Below are 23393 nucleotides of genomic sequence, written 5' to 3' on the forward strand. Positions count from 1 at the left end.
CGCCGGGAAACGGTGTTTGATAGGCTTCCCGCAAACGCCACTACCTGCCGGGGTTTCACCATGCGCCTGCTTTCTCCAGTCACTCTTCTTGCCACCTTGGTGATCGCCGGCTGCAGCGGTGTCGAGTACCGCGACACCAATGCCGCCGTCGACGCGCGCCCCGAATGTAGCGGCGCCGATGAGGGCCGCCCCGGAGAAGGCGTGCCGGCATGGTGCGAGCGCAGTCAGGAAGCGGTGTGGTCGAGCGATTCAGAGCCGGCCGGGATCGACTTCAGCGCCGGAGACGACGATCGGCGCTAGCTGCCTTCCTCCAGCCGGATTGTTCAATCGGCGTGGAGGTCGTCGCCGGTTTTCTTGACAGTGGATTACACAGTGGCGATTAGCGTGGTCTGCACTGCGAAGTTGTTGGACTTCGCGATCACTGGAGGCACCTCATGACCACCAATCGCACTGGCGACAACCCGACCCGTCTGCTGGATGAGACCAGCCAACAGGACTACTGGAAGAACCAGTACAGCAAGGAAGGCTATTACGAGGCCGGCCGCACCTACGACGAGTACGACCCGGCCTATCGCACCGGCTATCAGGGCCAGCAGCGATACCAGGGCAAGACCTTCGACCAGGCCGAGCCCGAGTTGAAGAGCGACTACGAGCAAGCTCGCGGCCAATCCCAGCTTGGTTGGGAAAAAGCCAAGCACGCTGTCAAGGCCGCCTGGCACCGGGTCGAGGACGCGCTGCCGGGTGATGCCGATCGCGACGGGCACTGACGCGACGGCCACTGAACCGGGGTCTCATCCCAAGGCTTGAACGCTGGGTGCCGTGGACGCCTGTGGCACTCAGGGTTCCAGCGTTTCCAGCGTCTCGGCCGGCAGCGGAACCATCGCCCAGAAGGGAACGTTGCGCTCGCACCAATCCGTGGCGGCCTCATTGAGGATCGCCAGCAAGGTGTTGAAGCCGGCATCCCGGGTGGCCTGCCATTGGCCGCTGTTGTCCAGCACCAGCAGGTAGCCGGGTGCGGGCAGCCATGACAGGTCGCCGAGGCAGTCGGCGAGCGCATCCCAGTTGGCGCCGAACCAGTCCGGGAACTGCAACGTCTCGCCGATCCTGGCCAGCGCGCCGGCCTTGTCAGCGCAGTTGGCCAGGTCGATGCGCGCCACGGTGAAATCCAGCGATGCGGCAGCGGCCGTCATCGCCGGGGTGTCGCGGTCATCGATGAAGTACGCCCCGGCGCGCAGCGGGTCAACCAGCATTGGAAGCAGCTCGGTGGGGTTGGTGGCGTTCATCGCGACGCCGCCGGCAGTTGGAAACGACGAAAGCTGCGGTAATGGTCGTCGGTGTAGAAATACTCCACCGGCGGGTCGCCGCCGGTCACGATGCGCCGTGCGCCGCGATCGCGGGAGCCGGGCGTAGGCACGGTGAACTCGCGGTAATAGCCGCGCGGCTGCGTCGGCAACTCGCGTTCGCGATTCTGGAACACGCCGCCGTCCTGCCGGTAGTCGTACGGCCCACCACGGGCGATGTCGTCAAGCACCGGGTGCGCCTGGGACGGCAGGAACGCCGGATAGCCCGGGCCGGCAGCCGACGCGGAACCGGTGACGTCGCCGGGCAATTCACCGGGCGCCGTGGCCGGTGCGTGGACGCTGGGCGCGCTACCCGGAGGGAGCAACGCGCCGTTATCGGGCCGCTGCGTCCATGCCAGCAACCCGACCAGGACAACGCCGGCAACCAGCCAAGCCGATCGGTTGCGATGCATGGCGCTGTGTCCTAGCCGCAGGTCAGGCTGTTGATCGCGCCCAACTCGTTGACGTGCATGTTCAGCCGGTCCTCCCGGTAATCCTGGGTCACGGCCTGGTTCGGCTCGATCACCCGTACGTGGCTGCTGTTGCTCTCGATGCGCGCGCGCTCGACGACTTCGGCGGTGGCGGCGTTGCCGATCGCCCACGAGATCGTGTCGGTCGTGCACGGGCCCACGATTACCTGCGGCGGAGGTGTTGCCATCGTGGTGCAGCCGGCGGCCGCGAACATGATGATGGCGGCAGGTAAGGCGATTCGAACCATGGTGTTGCTCCTGATAGTGATTGCCGTGAAGTCATTGTCGTGAGCGTGCCGTCGAAACCGTTAGGATCATGTAAAAGCCAGTCGCAGTATCAGCCGCGCCAGGGTCACCACGTCCTGATGGTTGTGCGCGCACACGCGCCGCAGCAGCGCGGACGAGCCGCCGCGCAGATATGATCGCCACGCCGCGGGTGCTTGCGAGCCGGGCAAGTCGTCCTCGCGCATGATCTTCAGCAACTCGCGCTCGATCGTCGCCAGCCGACAATTCTCCCACGTCCCGCGGTAGCGGCGCCGCGTCGGGAACAGCAGGTCGACATGGTCCAGCGGCGTGATCGGGTCGTCCATCCGCGCGAGCCGGTAGCGCGTCTTCAGCAGCGGCGAGTCGTAGCAGCGGCCGTTGTAGCTCGACAGCACCGTGGTCGGCGCCAGCCAGTCGGCGAACGTGCGCAGCATCAGTGGTTCGGCCGCCAGGGTAGTGATCAGTAATTGGCGCACACGCAAGCCATCGCCATGAACCGGATGACGATGCCAGTCCGCCGCGCCGATCTGGAACGCGCGCGTGCCGGTGCCGCCGGCCAGGCCGGTGGTCTCGGTATCGAAGAACAGCAGGTCGCGTGGGTTGACCGTGTCGTCGCGTTTGGCAAAGGTCAGCGGCAGCGCGTCGACAGGCGCCGCGAACGGCAGCCAATCCTCGATCAGCCGCAGCCCCGGGGCGATCTCCTCGCCGGGCAGTGAACGGTCAACCGGACCGCGCGGCGGTGTCGCATAGATGGGCAAGCGCTCGCGCACGCCGAGCAGGCGACGCAACGATTCGATCGAGGTCTTCGCGCTTCCGGGGTCTGGTCGGGTGTCCGGCTTGCCAGCCTCGCGCTTGAGCGCGCGCAGACGTTCAAGCGTGATGCTCACACCGCACCCACGGTTGGCACCAACAGGCCCAGCACCCGTCGTGCCAACGACTTCGGGGTGAGGCCGTCGCCGTCTTCGGTGGCGGCCAGGATCGGTCCGACGCACGCCGGGCAACCGCCCTTGCAATCGCACCGCTCGACCAGCTCGATCGCGCGTTGCACCAGTTCCGCCTGCCGTACCCACAACGGCTCGCTCAAGCCCACGCCGCCGGGGAAGTTGTCGTACAGGTAGACGGTCGGCACGAACTGACGGACTTCGATCAGCGCGCGGTCGGTGGCCGCCTGGCTGACCGGTGAGCGTGAGTCGCCCGTATCGCCATGGCTTCCGCCACCATGATCCCCGTCGCCTTCCCACCCGCGCAGCCTGCCGCGGCCGCTGGCGTCGGCAACGGCGAACCACGCGCCGTCGTCGTTGCCGACCGACTTCTGCAAATCGCGCGCATCGGCCATCACCGCCACCGTCGCCACCACGTGCAGTGCGTAGGCCGCGCCGAGGAAGCCATCCAGCGCATCCTGGCGCGACTCGAACCACGCCAGCAGCACCGACTGCGGCAGCTGCCACCACACCGCAGTGGTGTGCAGCTCCTGGTCGGGCAGGTTGACCGGGCCGTAGCCGATGTTCTCGTGGGTGTAGTAGCGGATCTTCTTGTAACCCGACACCCGCCGCACCACGTGAACCTCGCCGTGATGCGCGTTGCCACGACCGGCAAGATCACTGTCAAAGCGCTCCAGCACCTTCAGCCTGGTGTAGTCGATCGAGTCGGTGTAGTAGTCCACGTGGGTCCGCGTGACGTACGCCTTGCGGCCCTCCCAGTCGAGCCGCTCGACCTGGTACGGGGTGCTTTGGACCATGTGGATCGCGCCCTCGTACAGGGTCAGTGCGGCCGCCGAGTAATCTACCTCGGCGATGATCCGCCGCTGGCCACCGGTCTTGTCGACCACCACGAAGTTGCCGTCGGCAACCGAGCGCAGCGATACCGACCCGGCCGGATAACTGTCGGCGATCCATTCCCAGCGGTCGCCTTCCTTGTGCACGACCTCGGTCTCGGCCAGGGCTTGCAGGTAGACCCCGGGCTCGATCGGCCCGAACGGCTCATCGCGGCCGTTGCCGTCGGTAACGAACGCCAGCTCGAACGCCGCGCAGCGGATGTGGTCGAACAGGATCAGCGGCTGGTCCGGGGCAATGCGGGCGTGCTCCGGTGGTGCATCGGCGAAGAAGTCCGGGTGCCGCACCACGTACTGGTCGAGCGGCTGCGAATTGGCCACCAGCACGCCCAGCGATGGTCGCTGCCGCCGGCCGGCACGGCCGAAGCGTTGCCACGTCGCCGCGACCGTGCCGGGATAGCCGTTGAGCACCACCACGTCGAGCGAACCGATGTCCACGCCCAGCTCCAGCGCCGAGGTCGAGATGATCCCGTCGATCCGCCCGTCGCGCATGTCGCGCTCCGCCAAGCGGCGCTCGGTCGGCAAATAGCCGCCCCGGTAGGCGCGGATCCGCGGCGGCTTGCGCGGGTCGGAATCGAACACGTCTTTCAGATACTTGGTCAGCACCTCGACCATCAGCCGCGACTGTGCGAACACCAGCGTCTTCAGCCCGGACTTGATCGCGATCCGCGCAATCCGGTTGCTCTGCGACCGCGCCGAGGCACGCAGCCCCAGATCCTTGTTGACCACCGGCGGATTCCACAGCAGCACGTGTTTGTCGCCGGTCGGCGCGCCGGATTGGGTGATCGTGTGCACGTCTGCCTCGATGAGTGCGCGCGCATGCTTGCCCGGATTGCCGATCGTCGCCGAGCACAGGATGAACTGCGGCGTCACCCCGTAGAACGCGCAGATCCGTTTCAGCCGGCGCAGCACGTTGGTCACGTGCGAACCGAACACGCCGCGGTAGGTATGGATCTCGTCGATCACCACGTAACGCAGGTTCTCGAAGAACTGCGCCCACTTGGTGTGATGCGGCAGGATCGCCTGATGCAGCATGTCCGGATTGCTCACCACGATGTCGCCGTGCAGCCGGATCGCCTGGCGCGCATCGCCGGGCGTGTCGCCGTCGAAGGTGAACGCTTTCACTCCGAGATTGCCCGCGCGGTTGAGCTCCAGCAACTCGGCTACCTGGTCCTGGGCCAGCGCCTTGGTCGGGAACAGGTACAAAGCCTTGGCCTTCGAATCGCCCATCGCCGCCGCCACCACCGGCAGGGTGTAACACAGTGATTTGCCCGACGCGGTCGGCGTCACGATGGCGATATTTTCGCCACGTTGGGCTGCCTCCCAGGCCTCCGCCTGATGGCTGTACAGCCGGTCGACCCCACGCGCTCGCAACGCCGCCGCCAACGCCGCCGGCACGTCGTCCGGGATCGGCTCATACGATCCCTCCTGCCCCGGGACCATGAAACTGCCGGTGATACGGTCCGCGTAGCGTCGCGACAGCCGCTGAGTCAGCAGCGCACTGTCACGCGACGGCTGGCCATCGGTGGTGGCCAGCGAACGTTCGGCGCTCTCGGTGCGGGGAGCGAGGGCAAAGGCCATGGCGCAAGATCCGGGGAAAGAGCGCCATCGGACCACGGGGGTGTCTCAGGGTGTGAGACGGGCTTTTTCAACAAAAACGCCCGCCGGGGAGAGAGACCGGCGGGCGCCCGTACTGCACGTTTATCAGCGTTTGGCGATCAGTTCGTGATCTTGACGTCGTCGATGTAGACGTTGACGTTGTAGGCGGTGTTGGCGTGGTACAGCCAGATCGCGTCGAGTTTGACGGTGCTGGCGGTAATCGCGCCGTTGCCGCCGACCCAGGCGCTCCACTGGGCGGCGTCGGTCATCGACCAGGACACATAGGTCCAGGTATTGGTCGCAATCGACTTGCTGGTGGAGCGTTCGGTACCGTCGCTGTCGTCAATGCCCATGCCCACGCGCATGCCGCTGCCGCCGGTCCACACCCAAAAGCCGATCTTGCCGTTGGAGCGGGTCAGGGCGGTGTTGCTGCCCGGGCTGCCGCCGCCGGACAGCAGCCGCACGTTCCAGGCTGCGGTGGTGGCGGTGTTGTCCTTGAGCAGCACCCGCAGCGAGCACGAGCCGTACTTGCGCGTGCCGCAGTCGCGGGTCGCGGTCGAGGCGGTGGAGATCCCGGTCGTGCTGCCGGAGTAGGTGGGGCTGGTGTTGAAGTGGCCGACGCTGCTTTCGAAGCGGTCGAGGTACCTGGTGGTGCCGCCGCTCGTCGGATTCAGCAGCGAGTAGTACTTGCTCCAGTTCCAGTTGATGCCCGGATCGGTGTGGGTCTGTCCGCTGAAGTGCTGGTGGCCCTTGATTTTGACGCTGGTGGGCAGGACTTTGATGCCGCTGCTGGCGGCACCCTTGTATGCGCTGGCGCAGGAGATCGCGCTGTACTTGGAGCAGAAGTTGCGCACCAGGGCCGCGGATGCGTTGTACATCGAGGTGGTGTACCAGGAGCTGTTGTTGACGTACCCCTCGTGCTCGATGCCCAGGGTGTAGCTGTTCTGGTTCCCCACGTGCCAGCCGGTGTGGGCGTTGCGCACCATCTGCGTCACCTGGCCGTCGGAGCTGCGGATCACGTAATGCGCGCTGACGTTGGCGGCCGGGTTCTTGAACCACGAAATCGTGCCAGCGTAGCTGCCCTGCGCGGTGTGGATGGTGACCGCGCTGATCGCCGAGGAGCGCGAGGCGGTGTAGTTGGTCGAGTGCGCCGCGTTCCAGATCGCCGGGCCGTAATCGGTGCTCTGGATGCCGACATCGGTGGCCGGTGCCGCGTCGCCGGCGGCCGACAGCGACGTGCGCGGCGACTTGGCCCGCAGGGTTTCGCTGATCGGATCGAGCTCGTAGTCGGCGGTCTCGATGCGGTCGTTCTCGACGTCCAGCCGCACCATCGGCGCGCGCAGCTTGATCAACTGGTCGATATCGAACGCCCGCTCCCACTCGATCGCGTGCTCGGGCACCACGATGCCGCGGTCGTTGACGCCGCGGTCCTGGGCCAGCAGGACGTCATACGCGAAGCTGGTGCGCGCGTAATCACCGACGGCGCTGGCCCGGGCGGCCTCGACCGGCGATGGCGAGAAGCCCGCGTACCGCATCAACGCCGGGCGGATGTCCTCCGGTGACCGGGCCACCGCGCCGCGCTTGTCCAGGCGCGTGCGGGCGTCGGCTGCGGGCGGGTCCTTGCGGATCTCCGCATCCAGCAGCGCCGCTGCGGCCAGCACGTTGGTGCGTGCATCGCTGCGGACCAGGCTCGGCGACACGCCCAGCAGACGCGCGCCCTCGGTGACCTGGTCGGCAAAGCCCTGGCCGGCGTACAGACCCATCACACCGTGCGCGGCGGGCATGTGGTGGTGCGCCTCGGCCTGGGTCTCGTTGCGCTCGGGCTGGATGTGCATCCAGCGGCTCTGGACGTAGGCGATGGATTCCAGCGTACCGGCCGGAATCGCGGGATAGCGGGCATAGGCCTGTTGGAAATACCCCTGGAATGCCTGGCGTTGCGGCAGCAGCGCGGCCTCCTCGGCATTCAAATGCGCCCCCAGTGTGGCGTCCTGCATCGGTACCGCGGATTCTTCTGCCAGTGCGGTGGTGGCGAGCAGTCCGCCGATTACCACGGATAACAACATGCGCGAATATCGCTTCATCTTGGTCAAACTCCGTTTTTGGATGTGCTCCCCCTGGAGCGTCAGCTTCTACACCACCCGGCCAGCTGGGATTCAGGAAGTTGCGGATGCGTGACGGCCTTCGCCTTCCGGCCGTGATCGGGCCCGAGTCAATCGGAAAAATCCGTCGCGGTGCCTCCGGATTTGCCGCGGCGCATCGACACGCCGCGCAGGAAAACCGTATGGACGGCGCTGCGGACGGCGGGGCGGGTGTAACGACGCTGCGGTTCTATCAGGCGGCCGGAGCTTGGGTGGTTTCTAGCTCCGTCGCCGACACCGGCCGCAGCGTGAGCGCACGCAGGCGCCGGCAATTGGCAACGCCGATACCGCTGTCGCGTCCGGCGGTGTGCAGCGTCACGTGCGGCGGCGGGACCGGTAGCTGGCGGCCGAGCAGACGGCCCAGCGCGTGATGGAACGGGGCCATTGCCGGCAGCTCGACCAACTCGATGATCGAGTGGGCGATGCCAGGTTGGCCTTCTTCATTCAACGGCTTGCGCAGTAGCAGATGCCGACCGGTGCGACTGAAATCCCAACGCTGGGACGAGAACGCGTCGTCAAGCGCGCCGGTGAGACAAGCCTCGGCGAACACCTCGCGCAGTTCGCAGCCCAGGGTGTTGCCGATCAAAGTGACATGGAGCTCGGGCTTCGGCTCCAGTACCAATCCGTCGATGGCGACATCGGCACGTGGCGGCGGCCAGCGCTCCGGGGGAATCGGCAGGATGAGGGTGTTGCCGGAGAGCATCATGGCCCCATCATGGGCGAGGTCCGGACTTGGCGGTAACGCGGACGCGCCCCGGCCGTCGCGCGCATCACAGTGTTTCATCCGCCGTTCTGTAATGCCGACGTGTTGCGGCGCACAATATGCCGTTGTATTTGCAAGGATCCGGCCCGTGGCGGATACCCCAACCTCGACCATCCCGGTGCTCGACCGTCGTCGCATCGCCCTGATACTGTTCGCGTTGGCGACCGGCGGCTTTGCGATCGGCACCAGTGAGTTCGCGATGATGGGCTTGATGCCGAGCCTGGTGCTGGGCCTGGACATCACCGAACCCCAAGTCGGTCATCTGATCAGTGCGTACGCGCTCGGGGTCGTGGTCGGCGCGCCGGTGCTGGCGATCCTCGGTGCGCGGTTGCCGCGGCGCTCGTTGCTGCTGGCGCTGATGGGCTTCTACGCGCTCGGCAACCTGGCGACCGCATTCGCCCCGAACTACCACGCGATGCTGGCGTTCCGCTTCATCGCCGGCCTGCCGCACGGCGCCTTCTTCGGTGTCGCGATGCTGGTTGCCGCGTCCATCAGCCGCCCCGACCAGCGCGGCGCGGCGATCAGCAAGGTCATGCTGGGCCTGTCGATCGCGATCCTGGTCGGCAACCCGCTCGCGACCTGGCTGGGACAGGCCCTGAGCTGGCGTTACACGTTTGCCCTGGTGGCGGTGGTCGCGGTGCTGACAGTCGTGATGATCGCGCGTTTCCTGAGCGCTGATCCCTCCGAGCCACGCCAAAGCCCGTTGCGGGAAATACGCGCGTTTCACCAGTCGCAAGTGTGGTTGACGCTGCTGATCGGCGCGGTCGGGTTTGCCGGCATGTTCTGCGCCTTCAGCTACCTCGCGCCCACCCTGACCGAAGTGACCGGGGTCAGCGACGGATGGATCCCGATCGCGATGGCGGTGTTTGGTGTCGGCTCGGTCATCGGCAACCTCGCTGGCGGCTGGCTGGTCGACCGCATGCAGTTCCGCGCCACTGCGCTGATCCTGGGCTGGTCGGCGCTGGTGCTGCTGATCTACCCGTTCGCCGCGCACTCGCTGTGGAGCATCCTGCCGGTGGTGGTCGCCCTGGGCACGATGGGCGCATTGGCCCCGGTGCTGCAGACGCGGTTGATGGACGTGGCCGGCGAAGCGCAGACCCTGGCCGCCGCCTCCAACCACGCCGCCTTCAACGCCGCCAACGCCCTGGGCCCGTGGCTGGGCGGCATGGCGATCAGCGCCGGATTCGGCTGGACCTCGACCGGCTACGTGGGTGCCGCGACGGCGCTCGGCGGATTGCTGATCTATGCGTGGGCGCGGTGGGATGAGCGGCGGTTGAGCGCGTTGGATGCGGCGTAAGCGCGTGACAGCGTAAAGATCAACGTCTAAGTTGATATCTAGTAAATCAACTGATAGGTTGATATTCGATTTATCAGCTTGCAGGTTGAATCATGGCTACGCCCGTTCGCATTCCCGGTCAGCTCGGCGGTCTGCTGCGTACCGCCCGGTTGCAGCAGGGCTACACCCAGGCCGATGTCGCCAAGCGGCTGGGCGTCAGCGTGCAAGCGATGTCCAAGCTTGAGAACAACGCCGGTCGTGCCGGCTTCGATCGTATCCACCGGCTGTGCCTGATCCTCGGCCTTGAACTGGTGTTGCAACAACGCACGGGTCCCGATCCCCACGCGCCACCGCCGGAGTGGTGACGTAACGACACTCGAACAGGACACCTCCGGATGACGTAGCCTGGGCAAGCAGCAGGATTGCAGCAGTCGCCCGGCTTGGATGCTTGCGTCGCTTTGGGGAAGCACGTGCGCTATTGGTGGGTAAACCAGAATCAGACCTATCGCCATGAAGTCGCTGGCGGCTATCTGTGGTCGCCGAAACGCAACGCAAACGGCGCCAGGAACCCCTACTACGACTTCATGCGCGTGGTCTCGCCGGGCGATCTCGTGTTCTCGTACGCCGATACCTTGATCAAGGCCATTGGTTTGATCAAGACACACGCGTATGAAGCGCCGAAACCGCTGGAGTTCGGCAACACGGGCGCTTACTGGGAAAAGATCGGCTGGCGGGTGGACGTCGGATTTCGGGAGATGACCCATCAGGTGCGGCCGGCGGATTACGCCGAGCAGATCGCCAAGGTATTGCCCGGCAAGTACTCACCGCTGCGGCCCAACGGCTTTGGACTCCAGAACGTGTATCTGACCCGCGTTCCCGCAGACCTCGCCGAGACGTTGTTGAGCCTCATTGGTGTGGAAGCCCGGAACATCGCAAGAGCGGCACGCATTGCGGACGAGGCGACAGCTACTGATGCCGTTGGATTGATCCAATGGGAAGCGCATCAAATTGAGCAGCTCAAGCAGGACCACCACATCGCTCCGACCGAGCGGGAAGCGTTGGTTCTTGCACGAAGAGGGCAAGGCAAGTTCCGACAGAAGGTCGCGGCTATCGAGAAATGGTGTCGAATTACGCACGTTGAGAAGCCGGAACACTTGAGGGCAAGTCATTGCAAGCCGTGGCGTGACTCCAGTAACGAAGAGCGGCTGGATGGTGAGAATGGATTATTGCTGACGCCGACCATTGATCACTTGTTCGATCGTGGCTTCATCAGCTTTGAATCGAACGGCGACTTGCTCGTTTCTCCGGTTGCCCACCGAGACTCACTCGAGCGGATGGGGATCGAGATGGCGACCCGCGTCAACGTCGGGAGCTTCAGTTCCGGTCAGCGGCAGTTCCTTGATTTTCATAGGAACAGCGTGTTCCTCGATAGCAAAGCTCCACTTGACTAAGCAGTTGAATATCGACTGGGCACTGAGCTTCGACCAAGATCGTACTCAACTCGCTACCCGCCCAACGAAAACCCCGCCTCCACGACAGGTTTTACCCATTCTGGCGTGGCCGCCAACGACTCCAGGTCGGTGGGGAAAATGAGCTTTCCGGCGACGACTTCGGCGACCAGCAGCGGGTCGGGAATCGCATCGCCCATTTCAGCGTCGACGCTGTTGTCGTACACCTGCAGGTGGGCCAAGTGCGGCATCAGTGCGATCAGGTTTTCCAGCGCCGCCGGGTAGCGCTCGCGGATCTTCGCTTCGGCAATGGCGTGGCCGCCTGCGGTGACGCGGGCCTGGACGCGGGCGATATGGTGTTCCGGCGACGGCAGGCCGCAGAACCAGATCAACACGTCGTGTGATCGGGTTGCTGCCATGATGCGGGCGGGCACGGTGCGGCCACCCAGCGTGGTCTCGAAAGCGTAGTGGGTGCCTCGCGTGAGCGCGTCTTCCAGCCGCCGCATACCTTCCTGCCATGCCGCCGCGTTGGCTTCGCCCTGGCCGCAGCCCGTCGCTGCAACCAACTCGCGCGCATGCGTGTCGGGATTGAACCAGGTCAGCCCTGCCTGTTGCAGCAGGTACCCGCCGATGGAACTCTTGCCGGCACCGTTGACGCCGGCAAGAACGTAAAGCACCGGCCGCGGCGTATTCATCGGCGCGCCATCAATGGCTGGCGCCAACCTTGACCTTGCCGCCCAGCTTGGCCGGACGGCCCATCACTCCGCGCAGGCGATCACCGGCGTCGGGGGCTTGCAGCGCGGCGAGTCGCTCGTCGAACCGGCGCCGCAATGTGTCCAAGGCGTCCTGGTCTTTTGCTGCCGCATCGCGCAGGGCGTGCAAGATGAGGTCGTATTCCGCGACCGACAGGATTACCGCCTCGGGCTGGTTGTGATTGGTGACAACGACTCTGCCGACGCGGCCCACCGACTTCATGACACCGCGCCAACCGAGCTTCTTCACATCCGATGCGGGCGTGTGCGGCAGGTCTTCAATCATAGTGAGCGGGCGAGGGAGCGCCATGGCGAGCAACCGGTAGTGGGTAATAAGGCCAATATACCCTTATTGGCCATATCCCGTCCAATGGCGATGTTCAACGCGGCAGTACCACTACCGCCTCGCCTTCATCCTCCTCGCACCGCGCCCCCGTATCCGCCACCGGCGATGGCACCTGCCCGGGCACTTCCGATGGCACGGCAATCGCATCCGGACCTACCGGCAGCATTGTCGCCGCGCGCCAGCGACCCCACTTGTAATAGGCCAGCGAAAGCACCATCGACACGAACGCGCTGACCGGGAAGCTCCACCAGATCGCGTCCACGCCCAGTTCCGGCTGCAGCCAGTTGGCGAAGGGCACGCGCACGCCCCACAGGGCCAGGCCGAGGATCACCAGCGGCGGGATCACCGCGCCGGTGGAGCGGACCACGCCGGCAACCACGAAGGTCACCCCGAAAAACAGGAACGACCACACCGCGATGTGGTTGAGGTGACGGGCGATCTCCAGCGCTTCGCTGCCGGTGGGCATGAACATCGCCAGGGTGTACTGATCGAGCAGGATCAGCGGAGCGATCAGTGCGCCGGTCAGCAGGAAGTTGAAGCCGATGCCGTGGCGGGTCGTTGCTTCCACGCGGTCCCAGCGGCCGGCACCGACGTTCTGCGCGGCCATCGACGAGCAGGCCGCTCCGATGGCCATCGCCGGCATCTGCACATAGGTCCACAGCTGCAGGGCGGCGCCGTAAGCAGCGGTGGTGAGGGTGCCGTACTGGTTGACCATGGTGATCATTGCGATCATCGCCAACGAGATCATCACCATCTGCAGGCCCATCGGCACGCCCTTGACCACCAGCGTGCGCACGATGATCCAGTCGGGCTTGAACAGGTGGCGCTCATCGCGGCCGATCCACAGCGGATGGCGCTTGTGCCGCAGCCACGCCAGCATCGCCGCCAGCGCGATCACGTTGGCAATCAGGGTGGCCATCGCGCTGCCGGCCATGCCCATCTCGGGCAGCGGGCCGACCCCGAACATCAACAGCGGCACCAGCACGATGTCCAGCAGCACCGCGATGAACAGGAACAGGAACGGCGTGCGGGTGTCGCCGGCGCCGCGCAGGATCGCCGACAGGAACGCGAACGCGTACAGGAACGGCAGCGCCAGGAAGATGATCTTCAGGTAGGCGTCGGCCAATGGCAGCGCCGCCTCGGGGGTCGACATCCAGACCAGCACATGGCGCGACAGCGGCAGCCCGATCGCCGCCAGCGCGACCGAGACGCCGAGGAAGAACGTCGCCGCCGAGCCGATCACCCGGCGTGCTTCGGGCAGATTCTTCCGGCCCATCGCCTGCCCGACCAGGATGGTCGAGGCCATGCCGAAGCCGAACACCCCGCCCAGCAGCAGGAACATGATGTTGTTGGCGTTGGCGATCGCCGTCAGCGCCTCCTCGCCGAGGAAGCGACCGACCCAGACCGCGTTGACCGAACCGTTGAGGGACTGCAGCACGTTGCCGCCAAGGATCGGCAGGGCAAACACGAACAGGGTGCGCCCAATCGGGCCTTCGGTAAGGGTGCGTTGTTGGATCATCGGCGCTCCAGGCAGGCGGCCAGCGTAACGGGACACGGTGCACGCGGCGCGAATGCGCGATAATCCACCATGATCAGAATCACCGATATCAGGCTTCCGCTCGACCACGCCGAATCGGCCCTGGTCGATGCCATCGTGGCCCGCCTCGGCATCACGACCGACGAACTGACCGCTTACACCCTCGCCAAGCGCAGCCACGATGCGCGTCGGCGTGGCGGGATCGTGCTGATCTATTCGGTCGACGTGGACACCCCGCGCGAGGCGGACATCCTGCAACGGCTGGCGCAGCAGGTGCCCGCGCCGGGATTGCCGAAGGTCGGGCCGACGCCGGACACAACCTACAAGTACGTCGCCCGGGCGCCGGCGGAACTGCCGCTGCGGCCGGTGGTGATCGGCACGGGCCCATGTGGTTTGTTTGCCGGGTTGGTGCTGGCGCAGATGGGCTTCCGGCCGATCATCCTGGAGCGCGGCAAGGCGGTGCGCGAGCGCACGGTGGATACCTTCGGGCTGTGGCGCAAGAAAGTCCTCAACCCTGAGTCCAACGTGCAGTACGGCGAAGGCGGGGCGGGTACGTTTTCGGACGGCAAGTTGTACAGCCAGATCGCCGATCGCCACCACCACGGACGCAAGGTGCTGACCGAGTTCGTCGCTGCCGGTGCGCCGCCGGAAATCCTGTACGTCGCCAAGCCGCATATCGGTACATTCAAGCTGGTATCGATGGTGGAGCACATGCGCGCGACCATCGAGTCGCTGGGTGGGGAAATCCGCTTTTCGCAACGCGTCGATGACGTGTTGGTGGAGATCGATGCGGGCGGTACCCGGCAGGTACGCGGCGTGATGCTGGCAAGCGGCGAGGAGCTGCGCACCGACCATGTGGTGTTTGCGGTCGGCCACAGCGCGCGCGATACGTTCGAGATGCTGCACCGGCGCGGTGTGTGGCTGGAGGCCAAGCCGTTCTCGATCGGGTTCCGCATCGAGCATCCGCAATCGGTGATCGATACCGCGCGGTTTGGCCCGCAGGCCGGGCATCCGGTGCTGGGCGCAGCGGATTACAAGCTGGTGCACCACTGCAGCAACGGACGTTCGGTGTACAGCTTCTGCATGTGTCCGGGCGGCACCGTGGTTGCGGCTGCGAGCGAGCCCGGCTGCGTGGTGACCAACGGCATGAGCCAGTACTCGCGCAACGAGCGCAACGCGAATGCGGCGATCGTGTGCGGGATCACACCGGCGGACTTCGCGCCTTACGGCCGGCGCCAGGACGGTACCGCCGACCCGCTGGCCGGCATCGCATTGCAACGCCACTGGGAGGCGCGCGCATTCGAGCTGGGCGGCGGCGAGTATGAGGCGCCGGCGCAACTGGTCGGCGACTTCCTCCAGGATCGCGCCTCGCAGGAATTCGGCACGGTGCTGCCGTCCTACACCCCGGGGGTACGGCTGGGTGATTTGAGCCAGTCATTGCCCGACTACGCGATCGCTGCGATCCGCGAGGCGCTGCCGGCGTTCCACAAACAGTTGCGCGGTTTTGCGATGGGCGATGCGGTGCTGACCGGGGTCGAGACGCGCACGTCCTCGCCGGTGCGCATGGCGCGCAACGCGGAGGGTCACAGCCTCAATACCCGTGGCCTGTTTCCCGCCGGCGAAGGCGCGGGCTATGCGGGTGGCATTCTTTCGGCGGGCGTGGATGGCATCCGGGTGGCCGAAGCGGTGGCACTGAGCATCGTCGGCGCTGGCGATTCCCTCGGTTGACCCCGATGCGGCATGCTGGGCGCATGTCCGACAAGCCGTTTTCCCCTTCTTGCGAGCGCAACCGTGAGCCGATCCTCGCGGTGCTGCGGCGCCATTTTTCCGACCGGCGCCAAGTGCTGGAGATCGGCTCGGGCACCGGCCAGCATGCCGTGCATTTTGCTGCAGCGATGCCGTGGCTGGTGTGGCAGTGCTCGGACCGGGCCGGGTATCTGCCGGGGATCGGGCAATGGCTGGATGAGGCGGCGTTGGCGAACACGCCGGCGCCGCTGGCCCTGGGCGTAAGTGCCGGGCCTTGGCCGGTCCACGCGGTGGATGCGGCGTTCACCGCCAATACCTTGCACATCATGGGCTGGACCGAGGTGCAGGCGTTCTTCGACGGGCTCGATGCCGCGTTGGCCGACGACGCGACGTTGGTGGTGTACGGGCCGTTCAACTACGACGGTGAGTACAGCAGCCACAGCAACCGCGAGTTTGATGGCTGGTTGAAGGCCCGCGACCCGCGCTCGGGTATCCGCGACTTCGAGGCGGTCGATGTGTTGGCGCGTGGGATCGGCCTGCGGTTGGTGGAGGACGTGGCGATGCCGGCCAACAACCGGTGCCTGGTCTGGACCCGGCAAGCTACCTGCCCGATTCACCACGCCTAGACCCCCCCTGACGCATCGTCATGGCATCGGCGTGGACGGAGAGTGGGATGAAAACCAACGGCCCGGTATTCGGCGAGCGGTCCTTCAGCAAGGTGGCGGCGTTGTTTTCCGATGAAGCCGCGGCGCGGCAGGTGGCGGCGCGCTTGCGTAGCGAGCTCGAGCTGGGCGAGCAGCAGGTCCAGGTGGTGACGCCCAGCGACCCGCGGCCCGGTCGCAAGATCGAACCCGACAGCCGCGGTATCTGGCACACCGCGATCAAGGCGCACATCACCTTCGGCCTGCTTGGCATCGTGGTGGGGTTGGCGTTGTTCATGGTGCTGTGGGGAGTGGGGATCGGCGCGGTGCGGAGCTCGCCATGGGCGACGGGCGGCGCGCTGGTGTTCTTCGGCGCCGTGTTCGGCCTGTTTGGCGGCGGCTTCGTGACCCTGCGTCCGGACCAGGACGTGCTGATCAACCAGGTCCGCGAAGCGATCGAAAACGGCCGCTTCGCGGTCGTGGCCCATCCCGACAACCACGAGCAGCGTGACCGCATCACTGCGATGCTGGAAGCGGCATCGGACGAGGTGGTCGGCACGCTGTAGCACGCAATCATCGGCCATGCCATTTGGCAGGCGCGCGCGGGTGGTCGGCTAGTAGGATGGGGCGGTTGCTTTCCCGGGGGTTTGCCGATGTCGCGGTTACGTTGCCTGTCTGTCCTGTCGCCGGTGCTGGTCGCCGCGTTGTTGCCATGCTCCTTCGCCGTGGCCCAGCAGTCACCGCCTGCCACCGCGCTGACCGTTATGTCCGCACCATCGACGCCGGCTCCGGCACCGCTCGACCAGCCATACCCGGGCACGCTGTCGGTCACCGTTGATGCCACCGATCTGGCGCGGCGCGTGTTCCATGTGCGCCAGAGCATTCCGGTGCAGGCCGGGGCCATGCGACTGCTGTTCCCGAAATGGATCCCGGGCAAGCACCGGCCGGCCGGGCCGATCCGCAAGTTGGCGGGACTGACGATCCGCGGCAATGGCCAGGCGATCCAGTGGCAGCGCGACCCGACCGACGTATACGCGTTCCAGCTCGACGTCCCCGCCGGCGTGGCCACGCTGGAGATCGAGTTCGACCTGCTCACCCCGACCGCCGGCAACCAGGGCCGGGTGGTGATGACGCAGGACATGCTCAACGTGCAGTGGGGTTCGGTGGCGTTGTACCCGGACGGTTACTACAGCCGCCAGATCCAGATCAGCCCGACCCTGGTGCTGCCCGCCGGGTGGCAGGCCGGTACCGCATTGGAGCTGCAATCGCGCGCAGGCGACACCTTGCACTACGGCACGGTCAGCTTCGAGGTGCTGCAGGATTCGCCGGTCTACGCCGGGCGCCACTTCCGCCAGGTCGACCTGGACCCGGGCGCGGACCGTCCGGTGCGCTTCGACATCATTGCCGACTCGGCCAAGTACCTGGAGGCTACCGAGGAGCAGCTGGACAAGCATCGCGCGCTGGTCGAGCAGCTCTACAAGCTGTTTGATTCGCAGCATTACGATCACTACGACCTGTTGTTCTCGCTGTCGGACCGGATGGGCGGGCAGGGGCTGGAGCACCAGCGCTCGAGCGAGAACGGGGTGAAGCCAGGCTACTTCACCGAGTGGGACAAACACGTCGCCAGCCGCGACCTGCTGCCGCACGAGTTTGTGCATTCCTGGAATGGCAAGTTCCGTCGTCCCGCCGGATTGGCGACGCCGAACTTCCACGTGCCGATGGACGGCAGCCTGCTCTGGGTCTACGAAGGCCAGACCCAGTATTGGGGCATGGTGCTGGCGGCGCGCTCGGGGCTGTGGGACAAGGACGCCGCGCTGGGGGCACTGGCGCTGGTGGCCGCCACCTACGCCACCGACCGCCCCGGCCTGCAATGGCGCACCGTCCAGGACACCACGTACGACCCGGTGATTGCCGAGCGCCAGCCGCAGCCGTATCGCAGTTACCAGATGAGCGAGGACTACTACAACGCCGGCGCGCTGATCTGGCTTGCGGTCGACAGCAAGCTGCGCGAGCTGAGTGGCGGACGCAAGTCGCTGGATGATTTCGCCAGTGCGTTCTTCGGCATCCAGGATGGCAGTTGGGAGGTGGTGCCCTACGAATTCCAGGACGTGGTGGAAGCACTGGATGGTGTGGCTGCACACGATTGGGCCGGTTTTCTGCGCAGCCGCCTGGATGCCCACTCAGCGCCGCTGGACGGGCTCGCCGCGGCAGGTTGGAAGCTGGTCTACACCGACAAGCCATCGGACTACCACAAGAGTCTGCTGGCCTCGCGCAAGGCCGCCGACTACACGGCGTCGCTGGGAATGATGCTGGCCAGCAGCGACGGCAAGGTCAACGCGGTGCGCTGGGACGGGCCGGCATTCAACGCCGGCATCGCCACTGGCAGCACCTTGTTGGCAGTGAACGGCTACGCGTTCGAGACCGACTTGCTGGACGACGCGATCAAGGCCGCCCACGCGGACGGCACGCCGATCGAGCTGGTGGTCAAGCATGGCGAGGTCGTGCGTACGCTCACGCTGGACTACCGCGACGGGCTGAAGTATCCGCACCTGGAGCGGGTCGCGGGCAGCAAGGACCGCTTGAGCCGGATCCTCTCGCCGTTGTGAGCCCGGCCATCGCAACCAGTTATCATGGGGTGGAATCAGGGGGAGTACGTATGAAAATCAACAGCCGGCCCTTCGCGAGCGCGCTGTTCACGGCGTGTCTGGCATTTGCTGGAGCGGTCTCGGCACAAACCGCCACGATACCGCTGACGCCAATCTCGGAGTTTTATTTCGCCGAAGACGCGCGTACCACCCAGCCCGTGGTGGCCGTCCGGGGCGAAGGTGAAGCGGTCACCCAGAAGCTGGTCAAGGCGCTTGCGCGCAATCCGCGGGCGAAGAAAGAGACCGCCCAGCTGGCCCACATTGCGTTGGCAGGTGGCCGCTCCGGACTGGGCGTGGAGTTGTACCAGCGCCTGCTTGGCCAGATTGACACCAATGACGGTCTGTACCGGACGGTGATGTGGAATTACGGCTGGGATCTGTACCGCAGCGACGATCATGCCGGCGCGTTGACCCAATGGGAAAACTTGTTGAAGTCGCGCAACATCACGGCCGACTGGATGCCGATGACGTTTGCCTTGGCATTGTGGCAGCTCGATCGCCGCGACGAGGCGGTGCAGTGGTACGCGGCCGGTGTGCGCACCCATCCGGCCAAGTGGCGCTCGTCCGACACCCTCGCGTCGGCACTGCCCGATTGGAGTGCCGATGAGGTGGCCGTGTTGTCCCAGGTGCAACAGGCTTGGGCGGCGAATCCGCCCGAATGGCGCTGACAACCGGGCCATAGCGCGGGTCATGGCGCCGCTCCCTCCCGGCCCGGTGTACGCTGCAGGCAGCAGCCTGTGACGCTGCGGTGGCCGTGAACCTGGGAGACGCTATGAAGACCGTGCTGGTGGCCAGTTCCAAGGGCGGGGTAGGCAAGACCACCATCGCCACCCATCTTGCCGCGCAGGCCGCGCTGGCCGGCGCAAACACGGCGTTGGTTGACGCCGATCCGCAGGGCTCGGCTCGTCGCTGGGCGGAGCGTCGCTCGGTGCTGGACAGCGCGGTGTTGCCGGTCGATGGCACCCGTCGCGGCAAGTGGCGCGCGCAGCTGCCATCCGATACCGACCTGGTCATCGTGGACGCCGCCGCCGGTGCGATGGCGCGCGAGCTGGAGACCTTCCTCGACGTCGCCGCTGCGGTCGTCGTCCCGGTACAGCCTTCCACGTTTGATATCGAGGCCAGCGTGCCGTTCCTGGATTCGCTTGCCCAACACCCGCGCGTGCGCAGCGGTGAGTTGCGGGTCGGCCTGGTCGCCAACCGCTTGCGCCCCTGGACCACCGTCTCCCGGGAAACCCTGGAGCTGCTGAAGCAATGGCCGTACCCGCTGGTCGCACAGCTGCGCGACAGCCAGGCTTATGTAGTCTTGAGCGGCCTGGGAAAGAGCCTGTTCGACTACCACTCCATGCATGTGCGCGAGCACCAGGCCGACTGGAAGCCGCTGCTGAAATGGCTGAAGAAATGACGCGCCGCCGTTTTGCTCCGCACTCGACTCCAGGGCGTGGCTACCTGCGCCGACTTTCCGCTTGAACCTTCCGCTTCGATGAGGTCCTGCCATGCGTGAATTGATCCTGCTCCGTCATGCCCATGCCGATCACGGCGCCACCGGCCACGCCGACATGGACCGCGCATTGTCCTCGGAGGGTTGGGCCGAGGCCGAGGCCGCCGGACACTGGCTCGCGGCGCAGAAGCTGGTCCCCGATTGCGTGTTGTGTTCTCCTGCGCGCCGCACCCGGGAGACGCTGGAAGCCGTACTGGGGGTGATCGGGTACGTCGAGCAGCGTGTCGATGACACCATCTACGGCGCCGATCCCGGCGCATTGATCGCGTTGGCCGACGCCCACCGTGATGTTGGGCGCCTGCTGCTGGTGGGCCACAACCCGGGCCTGGAGCAGTTGGCGGCGTTGCTGCACAGCGGCCAGTCCGGCGACTATCGCGGCATGGCCTCGGGTGGGATCGCGGTGTTGACCATTCCCGATGACCATAGGCTCGAGCCGGGCGTGGCCCAGCTCAGCGCTTTCTGGTGGCCGTGAGCCCGAGTTACGTATGGCTAGGGTGGATTGCGACAGTGCTGTGGGCAATGGCGTCGGCGTTGCCTGCGCACGCCGGCGCGGCACCCGGACCGGTGGCCACTGGCGGCGATACCGCCGGCGAGATGGGGTTTGATCCACTCCACACCCAATTCAGCTTCGAACTGCGCACCCGTTGGGGACAGCGTGTGCAAGGCCGGTTTCCGGTCCATGACGGCGCCATGGTGACCTTGCCTGGCGGTCGCAGCCAGATTTACATCCGCTTGGCGACCAATGCCGTGGAGGTGACCGATTCCCCTCGCTATAGCGAGTTGGCCCGCGGAGAAGGTTTTTTTGATGCGCAGCGCTATCCGGTGATCGAGTTCGTGTCCGAGCCGCTTGGTGTCGCGCTTGGCCACGACGGTGGCAAGTTCCGGGGTCGGCTCAGCATGCACGGGGTCAGCCGGATGGAGACATTCACGCTGGCGCCGTCCACCTGCATGCGGCCGGCGCTGGACTGTGATGCGGTGGCCGTGGGCAGCGTCAGCCGGCGTGATTACGGACTTGATGGCTGGCGGCTGATGTTGACCGACCAGGTGCAGTTCACCATGCGTGTGCGCTTGCGCCAACCGACGCCATGAGCGCTGCCACGCAAGGCCGTGCGGCCTGGCTGTTGCGGCCGGCCATCGCGCTACTGGCGCTGGCCCTGGGGGCCTGCGCAAGTTTGACACCGCAACAGGCCACTCGCGCCAGCGCGATTGCCCAGGCCGCGCGTTCGACCCAGTTGAGCTGCGATGCCATCGACGCATGCGCCCAGCCGTCACCGCTGCGTGCGCTGGCCGGAAAGGCCTTCAGCGAGTCCACGGCGGAGCAGCCGCGGCATTACGCATTGCTGCTGGATGGCGGCACCAACGCGATGCTGGCGCGAATCAACCTGATCCGCAGCGCCACCACCGCCATCGACCTGCAGACCTACATCTACGAAGCGGACGATGCCGGGCGCCTGGTGCTGGACGAGTTGGTGCTTGCCGCCCGCCGCGGGGTCCGGGTGCGGTTGTTGATGGACCAGTTGGCGGCGCTGCAGAATGTGGAAACCCTGGCCGCATTCGCGGGCGTCCACCAGAATTTCCAGGTCAAGCTGTACAACCCGGTGCTGCACCGGGCCAGGATCAGCTACCCGCAGTACCTGCTTGCCGCCGCCTGTTGCTGGCGCCAGCTCAACCAGCGCATGCACACCAAGCTGCTGCTGGTGGACGGGGCGATCGGGATCACCGGCGGACGCAACTACCAGGACACGTATTACGACTGGGACGACCAGTACAACTTCCGTGATCGCGATGTGCTTGTCGCCGGTCCGGTGGCGCGGGCGATGGCGGTCGATTTCGGCAGATTCTGGGATGACTCGCGAAGCGTTCCTCCGGCACGGCTGGTGGATGTCGGCGAGGTCCTGCTCCAGCGCGGAGTGCCGCCCCTGCCGGCTTATCAGTTCGAACGCCCGCAACGTGCCCAGGCGATGCGCGACGATGCCAGCGATCGCGCGGTCGTGCAGGCGTGCCTGGTGGATCGCGCGCTCGCGGTGGGTAAGGTCCACTACGTCTCCGATGGCCCGGACAAACACCATGCCGAGGTACCGACGGATTTTGCCGCGGCATCCCACTCACTGGGCCGGCTGATCGCGTCGGCACAGGAAGAAGTGCTGCTGCAGACGCCGTACCTGGTGCTGTCCAAGTCGGCACAGGACTTGTTCGAACGCCTGCACGACCGCCCCGACCCGCCGCGGGTGGTGGTCTCGACCAACAGCCTGGCCGCGACCGATGCATTCTTCGCCTATGCGCTGTCCTACAAGTACAAGCGTCGCTACCTGCGCGATTTCGGCTTCCACATATACGAATACAAGCCGTTCCCGCAAGACGCGCCGATCGACTTGTCGACCACCGGTGCCGTGTTGCCCGACTACGTGCCCGAGTCGAGTCAGCCGACCGCGCCGCCGACCCGGCTCGACCGCAACAGCGTGCTGCGTTCTGCGCGCTATCGGCGGCCATTGCAGTCGGAATATGGCGCTACCCGCTACCTCAACCGCCGCGCCAACGAGCCGGTGCCATTGAAGCGCGCGGGGGTGCGCATGGGGATGCATGCCAAGTCGCTCGTGATCGATCGCCGGATCGGTGTGGTGGGGACGCACAACTTCGATCCGCGCGGGGACGTCTACAACACCGAGAGTGCGGTGATCATCGATGACATCGCGTTTGCGCGAGTATTGGCGGCCAGCATCCGGCGCGACATCAGTCCGGCCAATTCCTGGGTGATCGCTCCGCGCGACAAGCCGCCGGTGTTCTCCGGGCTGGAGTACTCGCTGGGTAAGATTTCCGAGTACCTGCCCATTTTCGATCTGTGGCCGACGCGTTACGCGACCAGCTACGAGTACGTGCCCAGCCCGGAATGTCCGGCTCCGCTGCCGCCCGACGACCCGCGCTTTCGTGCCTGCTATCGGCCGGTGGGTGACTTCCCCGAAGTAAACATGGTGGGGAAAGGGTTGCCGACGCGACTGTTTACCGCCTTCGGCGCGGGCTTGGCACCCATCCTGTAGCGCGCGTTCCCCCGGCTCACCTTCATCCCGCAAACGCACCCCTGTCGTTAGTTGGGTGACTTCT

At 65.9% G+C, this 23393-nt stretch carries 23 protein-coding genes and 1 pseudogene; 14 read left to right on the forward strand and 10 right to left on the reverse strand.

Annotated elements, in window-relative coordinates:
* The first annotated feature begins 60 nt into the window (after window positions 1-60).
* The gene (locus tag ACW7G6_RS06675; protein WP_456997847.1) at window positions 61-300 is read left to right on the forward strand and encodes a hypothetical protein; all 240 of its coding nucleotides are present in this window, start codon (window positions 61-63) and stop codon (window positions 298-300) included.
* A gap of 134 nt (window positions 301-434) precedes the next feature.
* A complete protein-coding gene (locus ACW7G6_RS06680; protein ID WP_456997848.1) occupies window positions 435-767 on the forward strand; it encodes a hypothetical protein in 333 nt (110 codons plus the stop codon).
* 69 nt (window positions 768-836) lie between these two features.
* Here ACW7G6_RS06680 and ACW7G6_RS06685 read toward each other — a convergent pair whose 3' ends face one another.
* The 7 genes and pseudogenes from ACW7G6_RS06685 to ACW7G6_RS06715 form a co-directional block, all read right to left on the reverse strand.
* Window positions 837-1283, reverse strand: a complete 447-nt coding sequence (locus ACW7G6_RS06685; RefSeq protein ID WP_456997849.1) for a barstar family protein — start codon at window positions 1281-1283, stop codon at window positions 837-839.
* Window positions 1280-1753 (reverse strand): ribonuclease domain-containing protein, encoded by a 474-nt coding sequence (locus ACW7G6_RS06690; protein ID WP_456997850.1) that lies wholly within the window; start codon window positions 1751-1753, stop codon window positions 1280-1282. The genes ACW7G6_RS06685 and ACW7G6_RS06690 overlap by 4 nt, the downstream gene beginning before the upstream one ends.
* An 11-nt stretch (window positions 1754-1764) precedes the next feature.
* Window positions 1765-2058 (reverse strand): I78 family peptidase inhibitor, encoded by a 294-nt coding sequence (locus tag ACW7G6_RS06695; protein WP_456997851.1) that lies wholly within the window; start codon window positions 2056-2058, stop codon window positions 1765-1767.
* Window positions 2059-2124: 66 nt separating this feature from the next.
* A pseudogene (locus ACW7G6_RS06700) lies at window positions 2125-2892 on the reverse strand (ribonuclease H-like domain-containing protein); the annotation flags it as partial.
* Window positions 2893-2957: 65 nt separating this feature from the next.
* Window positions 2958-5486: a DEAD/DEAH box helicase gene (locus ACW7G6_RS06705; protein WP_456997852.1), complete on the reverse strand. Its 2529-nt coding sequence runs from the start codon at window positions 5484-5486 to the stop codon at window positions 2958-2960.
* Between the two features lie 137 nt (window positions 5487-5623).
* Entirely contained in the window at window positions 5624-7585 is a 1962-nt protein-coding gene (locus ACW7G6_RS06710; protein WP_456997853.1) for an N-acetylmuramoyl-L-alanine amidase, read from the reverse strand.
* A gap of 250 nt (window positions 7586-7835) precedes the next feature.
* Entirely contained in the window at window positions 7836-8348 is a 513-nt protein-coding gene (locus tag ACW7G6_RS06715) for a hypothetical protein (protein ID WP_456977931.1), read from the reverse strand.
* Window positions 8349-8493: 145 nt separating this feature from the next.
* Here ACW7G6_RS06715 and ACW7G6_RS06720 point away from each other — a divergent pair, with 145 nt between their 5' ends.
* From ACW7G6_RS06720 to ACW7G6_RS06730, 3 genes are all read left to right on the forward strand, one after another.
* Window positions 8494-9702: an MFS transporter gene (locus ACW7G6_RS06720; RefSeq protein WP_456997854.1), complete on the forward strand. Its 1209-nt coding sequence runs from the start codon at window positions 8494-8496 to the stop codon at window positions 9700-9702.
* A gap of 92 nt (window positions 9703-9794) precedes the next feature.
* On the forward strand, window positions 9795-10046 hold the full coding sequence (locus tag ACW7G6_RS06725) for a helix-turn-helix domain-containing protein (RefSeq protein WP_456997855.1): 252 nt from the start codon (window positions 9795-9797) through the stop codon (window positions 10044-10046).
* A 57-nt stretch (window positions 10047-10103) separates the two neighbouring features.
* Window positions 10104-11132, forward strand: coding sequence for an HNH endonuclease (locus ACW7G6_RS06730; protein WP_456977936.1), 1029 nt, complete (start codon window positions 10104-10106; stop codon window positions 11130-11132).
* 53 nt (window positions 11133-11185) lie between these two features.
* Here the strand turns inward: ACW7G6_RS06730 and ACW7G6_RS06735 are convergent, their stop codons facing one another.
* From ACW7G6_RS06735 to ACW7G6_RS06745, 3 genes are all read right to left on the reverse strand, one after another.
* Window positions 11186-11824, reverse strand: a complete 639-nt coding sequence (locus ACW7G6_RS06735) for an AAA family ATPase (protein WP_456977937.1) — start codon at window positions 11822-11824, stop codon at window positions 11186-11188.
* A gap of 10 nt (window positions 11825-11834) precedes the next feature.
* Window positions 11835-12104: a type II toxin-antitoxin system prevent-host-death family antitoxin gene (locus ACW7G6_RS06740; RefSeq protein ID WP_456997856.1), complete on the reverse strand. Its 270-nt coding sequence runs from the start codon at window positions 12102-12104 to the stop codon at window positions 11835-11837.
* A gap of 157 nt (window positions 12105-12261) precedes the next feature.
* Window positions 12262-13746: an MATE family efflux transporter gene (locus tag ACW7G6_RS06745; RefSeq protein ID WP_456977939.1), complete on the reverse strand. Its 1485-nt coding sequence runs from the start codon at window positions 13744-13746 to the stop codon at window positions 12262-12264.
* A gap of 69 nt (window positions 13747-13815) precedes the next feature.
* On the opposite strand from ACW7G6_RS06745, the gene ACW7G6_RS06750 reads away from it, so the two are divergent.
* From ACW7G6_RS06750 to ACW7G6_RS06790, 9 genes are all read left to right on the forward strand, one after another.
* Complete coding sequence (locus tag ACW7G6_RS06750) at window positions 13816-15492, forward strand: NAD(P)/FAD-dependent oxidoreductase (protein WP_456997857.1); 1677 nt, start codon at window positions 13816-13818, stop codon at window positions 15490-15492.
* A 23-nt stretch (window positions 15493-15515) separates the two neighbouring features.
* Window positions 15516-16136: a DUF938 domain-containing protein gene (locus tag ACW7G6_RS06755; RefSeq protein WP_456997858.1), complete on the forward strand. Its 621-nt coding sequence runs from the start codon at window positions 15516-15518 to the stop codon at window positions 16134-16136.
* A gap of 47 nt (window positions 16137-16183) precedes the next feature.
* On the forward strand, window positions 16184-16717 hold the full coding sequence (locus ACW7G6_RS06760) for a hypothetical protein (RefSeq protein ID WP_456997859.1): 534 nt from the start codon (window positions 16184-16186) through the stop codon (window positions 16715-16717).
* Window positions 16718-16915: 198 nt separating this feature from the next.
* Complete coding sequence (locus tag ACW7G6_RS06765) at window positions 16916-18757, forward strand: M61 family metallopeptidase (RefSeq protein ID WP_456998133.1); 1842 nt, start codon at window positions 16916-16918, stop codon at window positions 18755-18757.
* Between the two features lie 50 nt (window positions 18758-18807).
* Window positions 18808-19464, forward strand: a complete 657-nt coding sequence (locus tag ACW7G6_RS06770; RefSeq protein WP_456977943.1) for a tetratricopeptide repeat protein — start codon at window positions 18808-18810, stop codon at window positions 19462-19464.
* 104 nt (window positions 19465-19568) lie between these two features.
* Window positions 19569-20198 carry a nucleotide-binding protein gene (locus ACW7G6_RS06775; protein WP_456977944.1) on the forward strand — a complete coding sequence of 210 codons (630 nt, stop codon included), beginning with the start codon at window positions 19569-19571 and terminating at the stop codon, window positions 20196-20198.
* A gap of 91 nt (window positions 20199-20289) precedes the next feature.
* A complete protein-coding gene (locus tag ACW7G6_RS06780; protein WP_456977945.1) occupies window positions 20290-20766 on the forward strand; it encodes a SixA phosphatase family protein in 477 nt (158 codons plus the stop codon).
* Window positions 20767-20801: 35 nt separating this feature from the next.
* Complete coding sequence (locus tag ACW7G6_RS06785) at window positions 20802-21383, forward strand: YceI family protein (protein ID WP_456997860.1); 582 nt, start codon at window positions 20802-20804, stop codon at window positions 21381-21383.
* Entirely contained in the window at window positions 21380-23329 is a 1950-nt protein-coding gene (locus ACW7G6_RS06790) for a phospholipase D family protein (RefSeq protein WP_456997861.1), read from the forward strand. The genes ACW7G6_RS06785 and ACW7G6_RS06790 overlap by 4 nt, the downstream gene beginning before the upstream one ends.
* Window positions 23330-23393 lie beyond the last annotated feature (64 nt).

It is taken from the genome of Lysobacter sp. A421 (assembly GCF_054052145.1).

Coding starts and splice junctions, on each gene's coding strand:
- ACW7G6_RS06675 (WP_456997847.1), top strand. CDS start 61: ATGCGCCTGCTTTCTCCAGTCACTCTTCTTGCCACCTTGGTGATCGCC.
- ACW7G6_RS06680 (WP_456997848.1), top strand. CDS start 435: ATGACCACCAATCGCACTGGCGACAACCCGACCCGTCTGCTGGATGAG.
- ACW7G6_RS06685 (WP_456997849.1), bottom strand. CDS start 1,283: ATGAACGCCACCAACCCCACCGAGCTGCTTCCAATGCTGGTTGACCCG.
- ACW7G6_RS06690 (WP_456997850.1), bottom strand. CDS start 1,753: ATGCATCGCAACCGATCGGCTTGGCTGGTTGCCGGCGTTGTCCTGGTC.
- ACW7G6_RS06695 (WP_456997851.1), bottom strand. CDS start 2,058: ATGGTTCGAATCGCCTTACCTGCCGCCATCATCATGTTCGCGGCCGCC.
- ACW7G6_RS06705 (WP_456997852.1), bottom strand. CDS start 5,486: ATGGCCTTTGCCCTCGCTCCCCGCACCGAGAGCGCCGAACGTTCGCTG.
- ACW7G6_RS06710 (WP_456997853.1), bottom strand. CDS start 7,585: ATGAAGCGATATTCGCGCATGTTGTTATCCGTGGTAATCGGCGGACTG.
- ACW7G6_RS06715 (WP_456977931.1), bottom strand. CDS start 8,348: ATGATGCTCTCCGGCAACACCCTCATCCTGCCGATTCCCCCGGAGCGC.
- ACW7G6_RS06725 (WP_456997855.1), top strand. CDS start 9,795: ATGGCTACGCCCGTTCGCATTCCCGGTCAGCTCGGCGGTCTGCTGCGT.
- ACW7G6_RS06735 (WP_456977937.1), bottom strand. CDS start 11,824: ATGAATACGCCGCGGCCGGTGCTTTACGTTCTTGCCGGCGTCAACGGT.
- ACW7G6_RS06740 (WP_456997856.1), bottom strand. CDS start 12,104: ATGAAGTCGGTGGGCCGCGTCGGCAGAGTCGTTGTCACCAATCACAAC.
- ACW7G6_RS06745 (WP_456977939.1), bottom strand. CDS start 13,746: ATGATCCAACAACGCACCCTTACCGAAGGCCCGATTGGGCGCACCCTG.
- ACW7G6_RS06750 (WP_456997857.1), top strand. CDS start 13,816: ATGATCAGAATCACCGATATCAGGCTTCCGCTCGACCACGCCGAATCG.
- ACW7G6_RS06755 (WP_456997858.1), top strand. CDS start 15,516: ATGTCCGACAAGCCGTTTTCCCCTTCTTGCGAGCGCAACCGTGAGCCG.
- ACW7G6_RS06760 (WP_456997859.1), top strand. CDS start 16,184: ATGAAAACCAACGGCCCGGTATTCGGCGAGCGGTCCTTCAGCAAGGTG.
- ACW7G6_RS06765 (WP_456998133.1), top strand. CDS start 16,916: ATGTCCGCACCATCGACGCCGGCTCCGGCACCGCTCGACCAGCCATAC.
- ACW7G6_RS06770 (WP_456977943.1), top strand. CDS start 18,808: ATGAAAATCAACAGCCGGCCCTTCGCGAGCGCGCTGTTCACGGCGTGT.
- ACW7G6_RS06775 (WP_456977944.1), top strand. CDS start 19,569: ATGAAGACCGTGCTGGTGGCCAGTTCCAAGGGCGGGGTAGGCAAGACC.
- ACW7G6_RS06780 (WP_456977945.1), top strand. CDS start 20,290: ATGCGTGAATTGATCCTGCTCCGTCATGCCCATGCCGATCACGGCGCC.
- ACW7G6_RS06790 (WP_456997861.1), top strand. CDS start 21,380: ATGAGCGCTGCCACGCAAGGCCGTGCGGCCTGGCTGTTGCGGCCGGCC.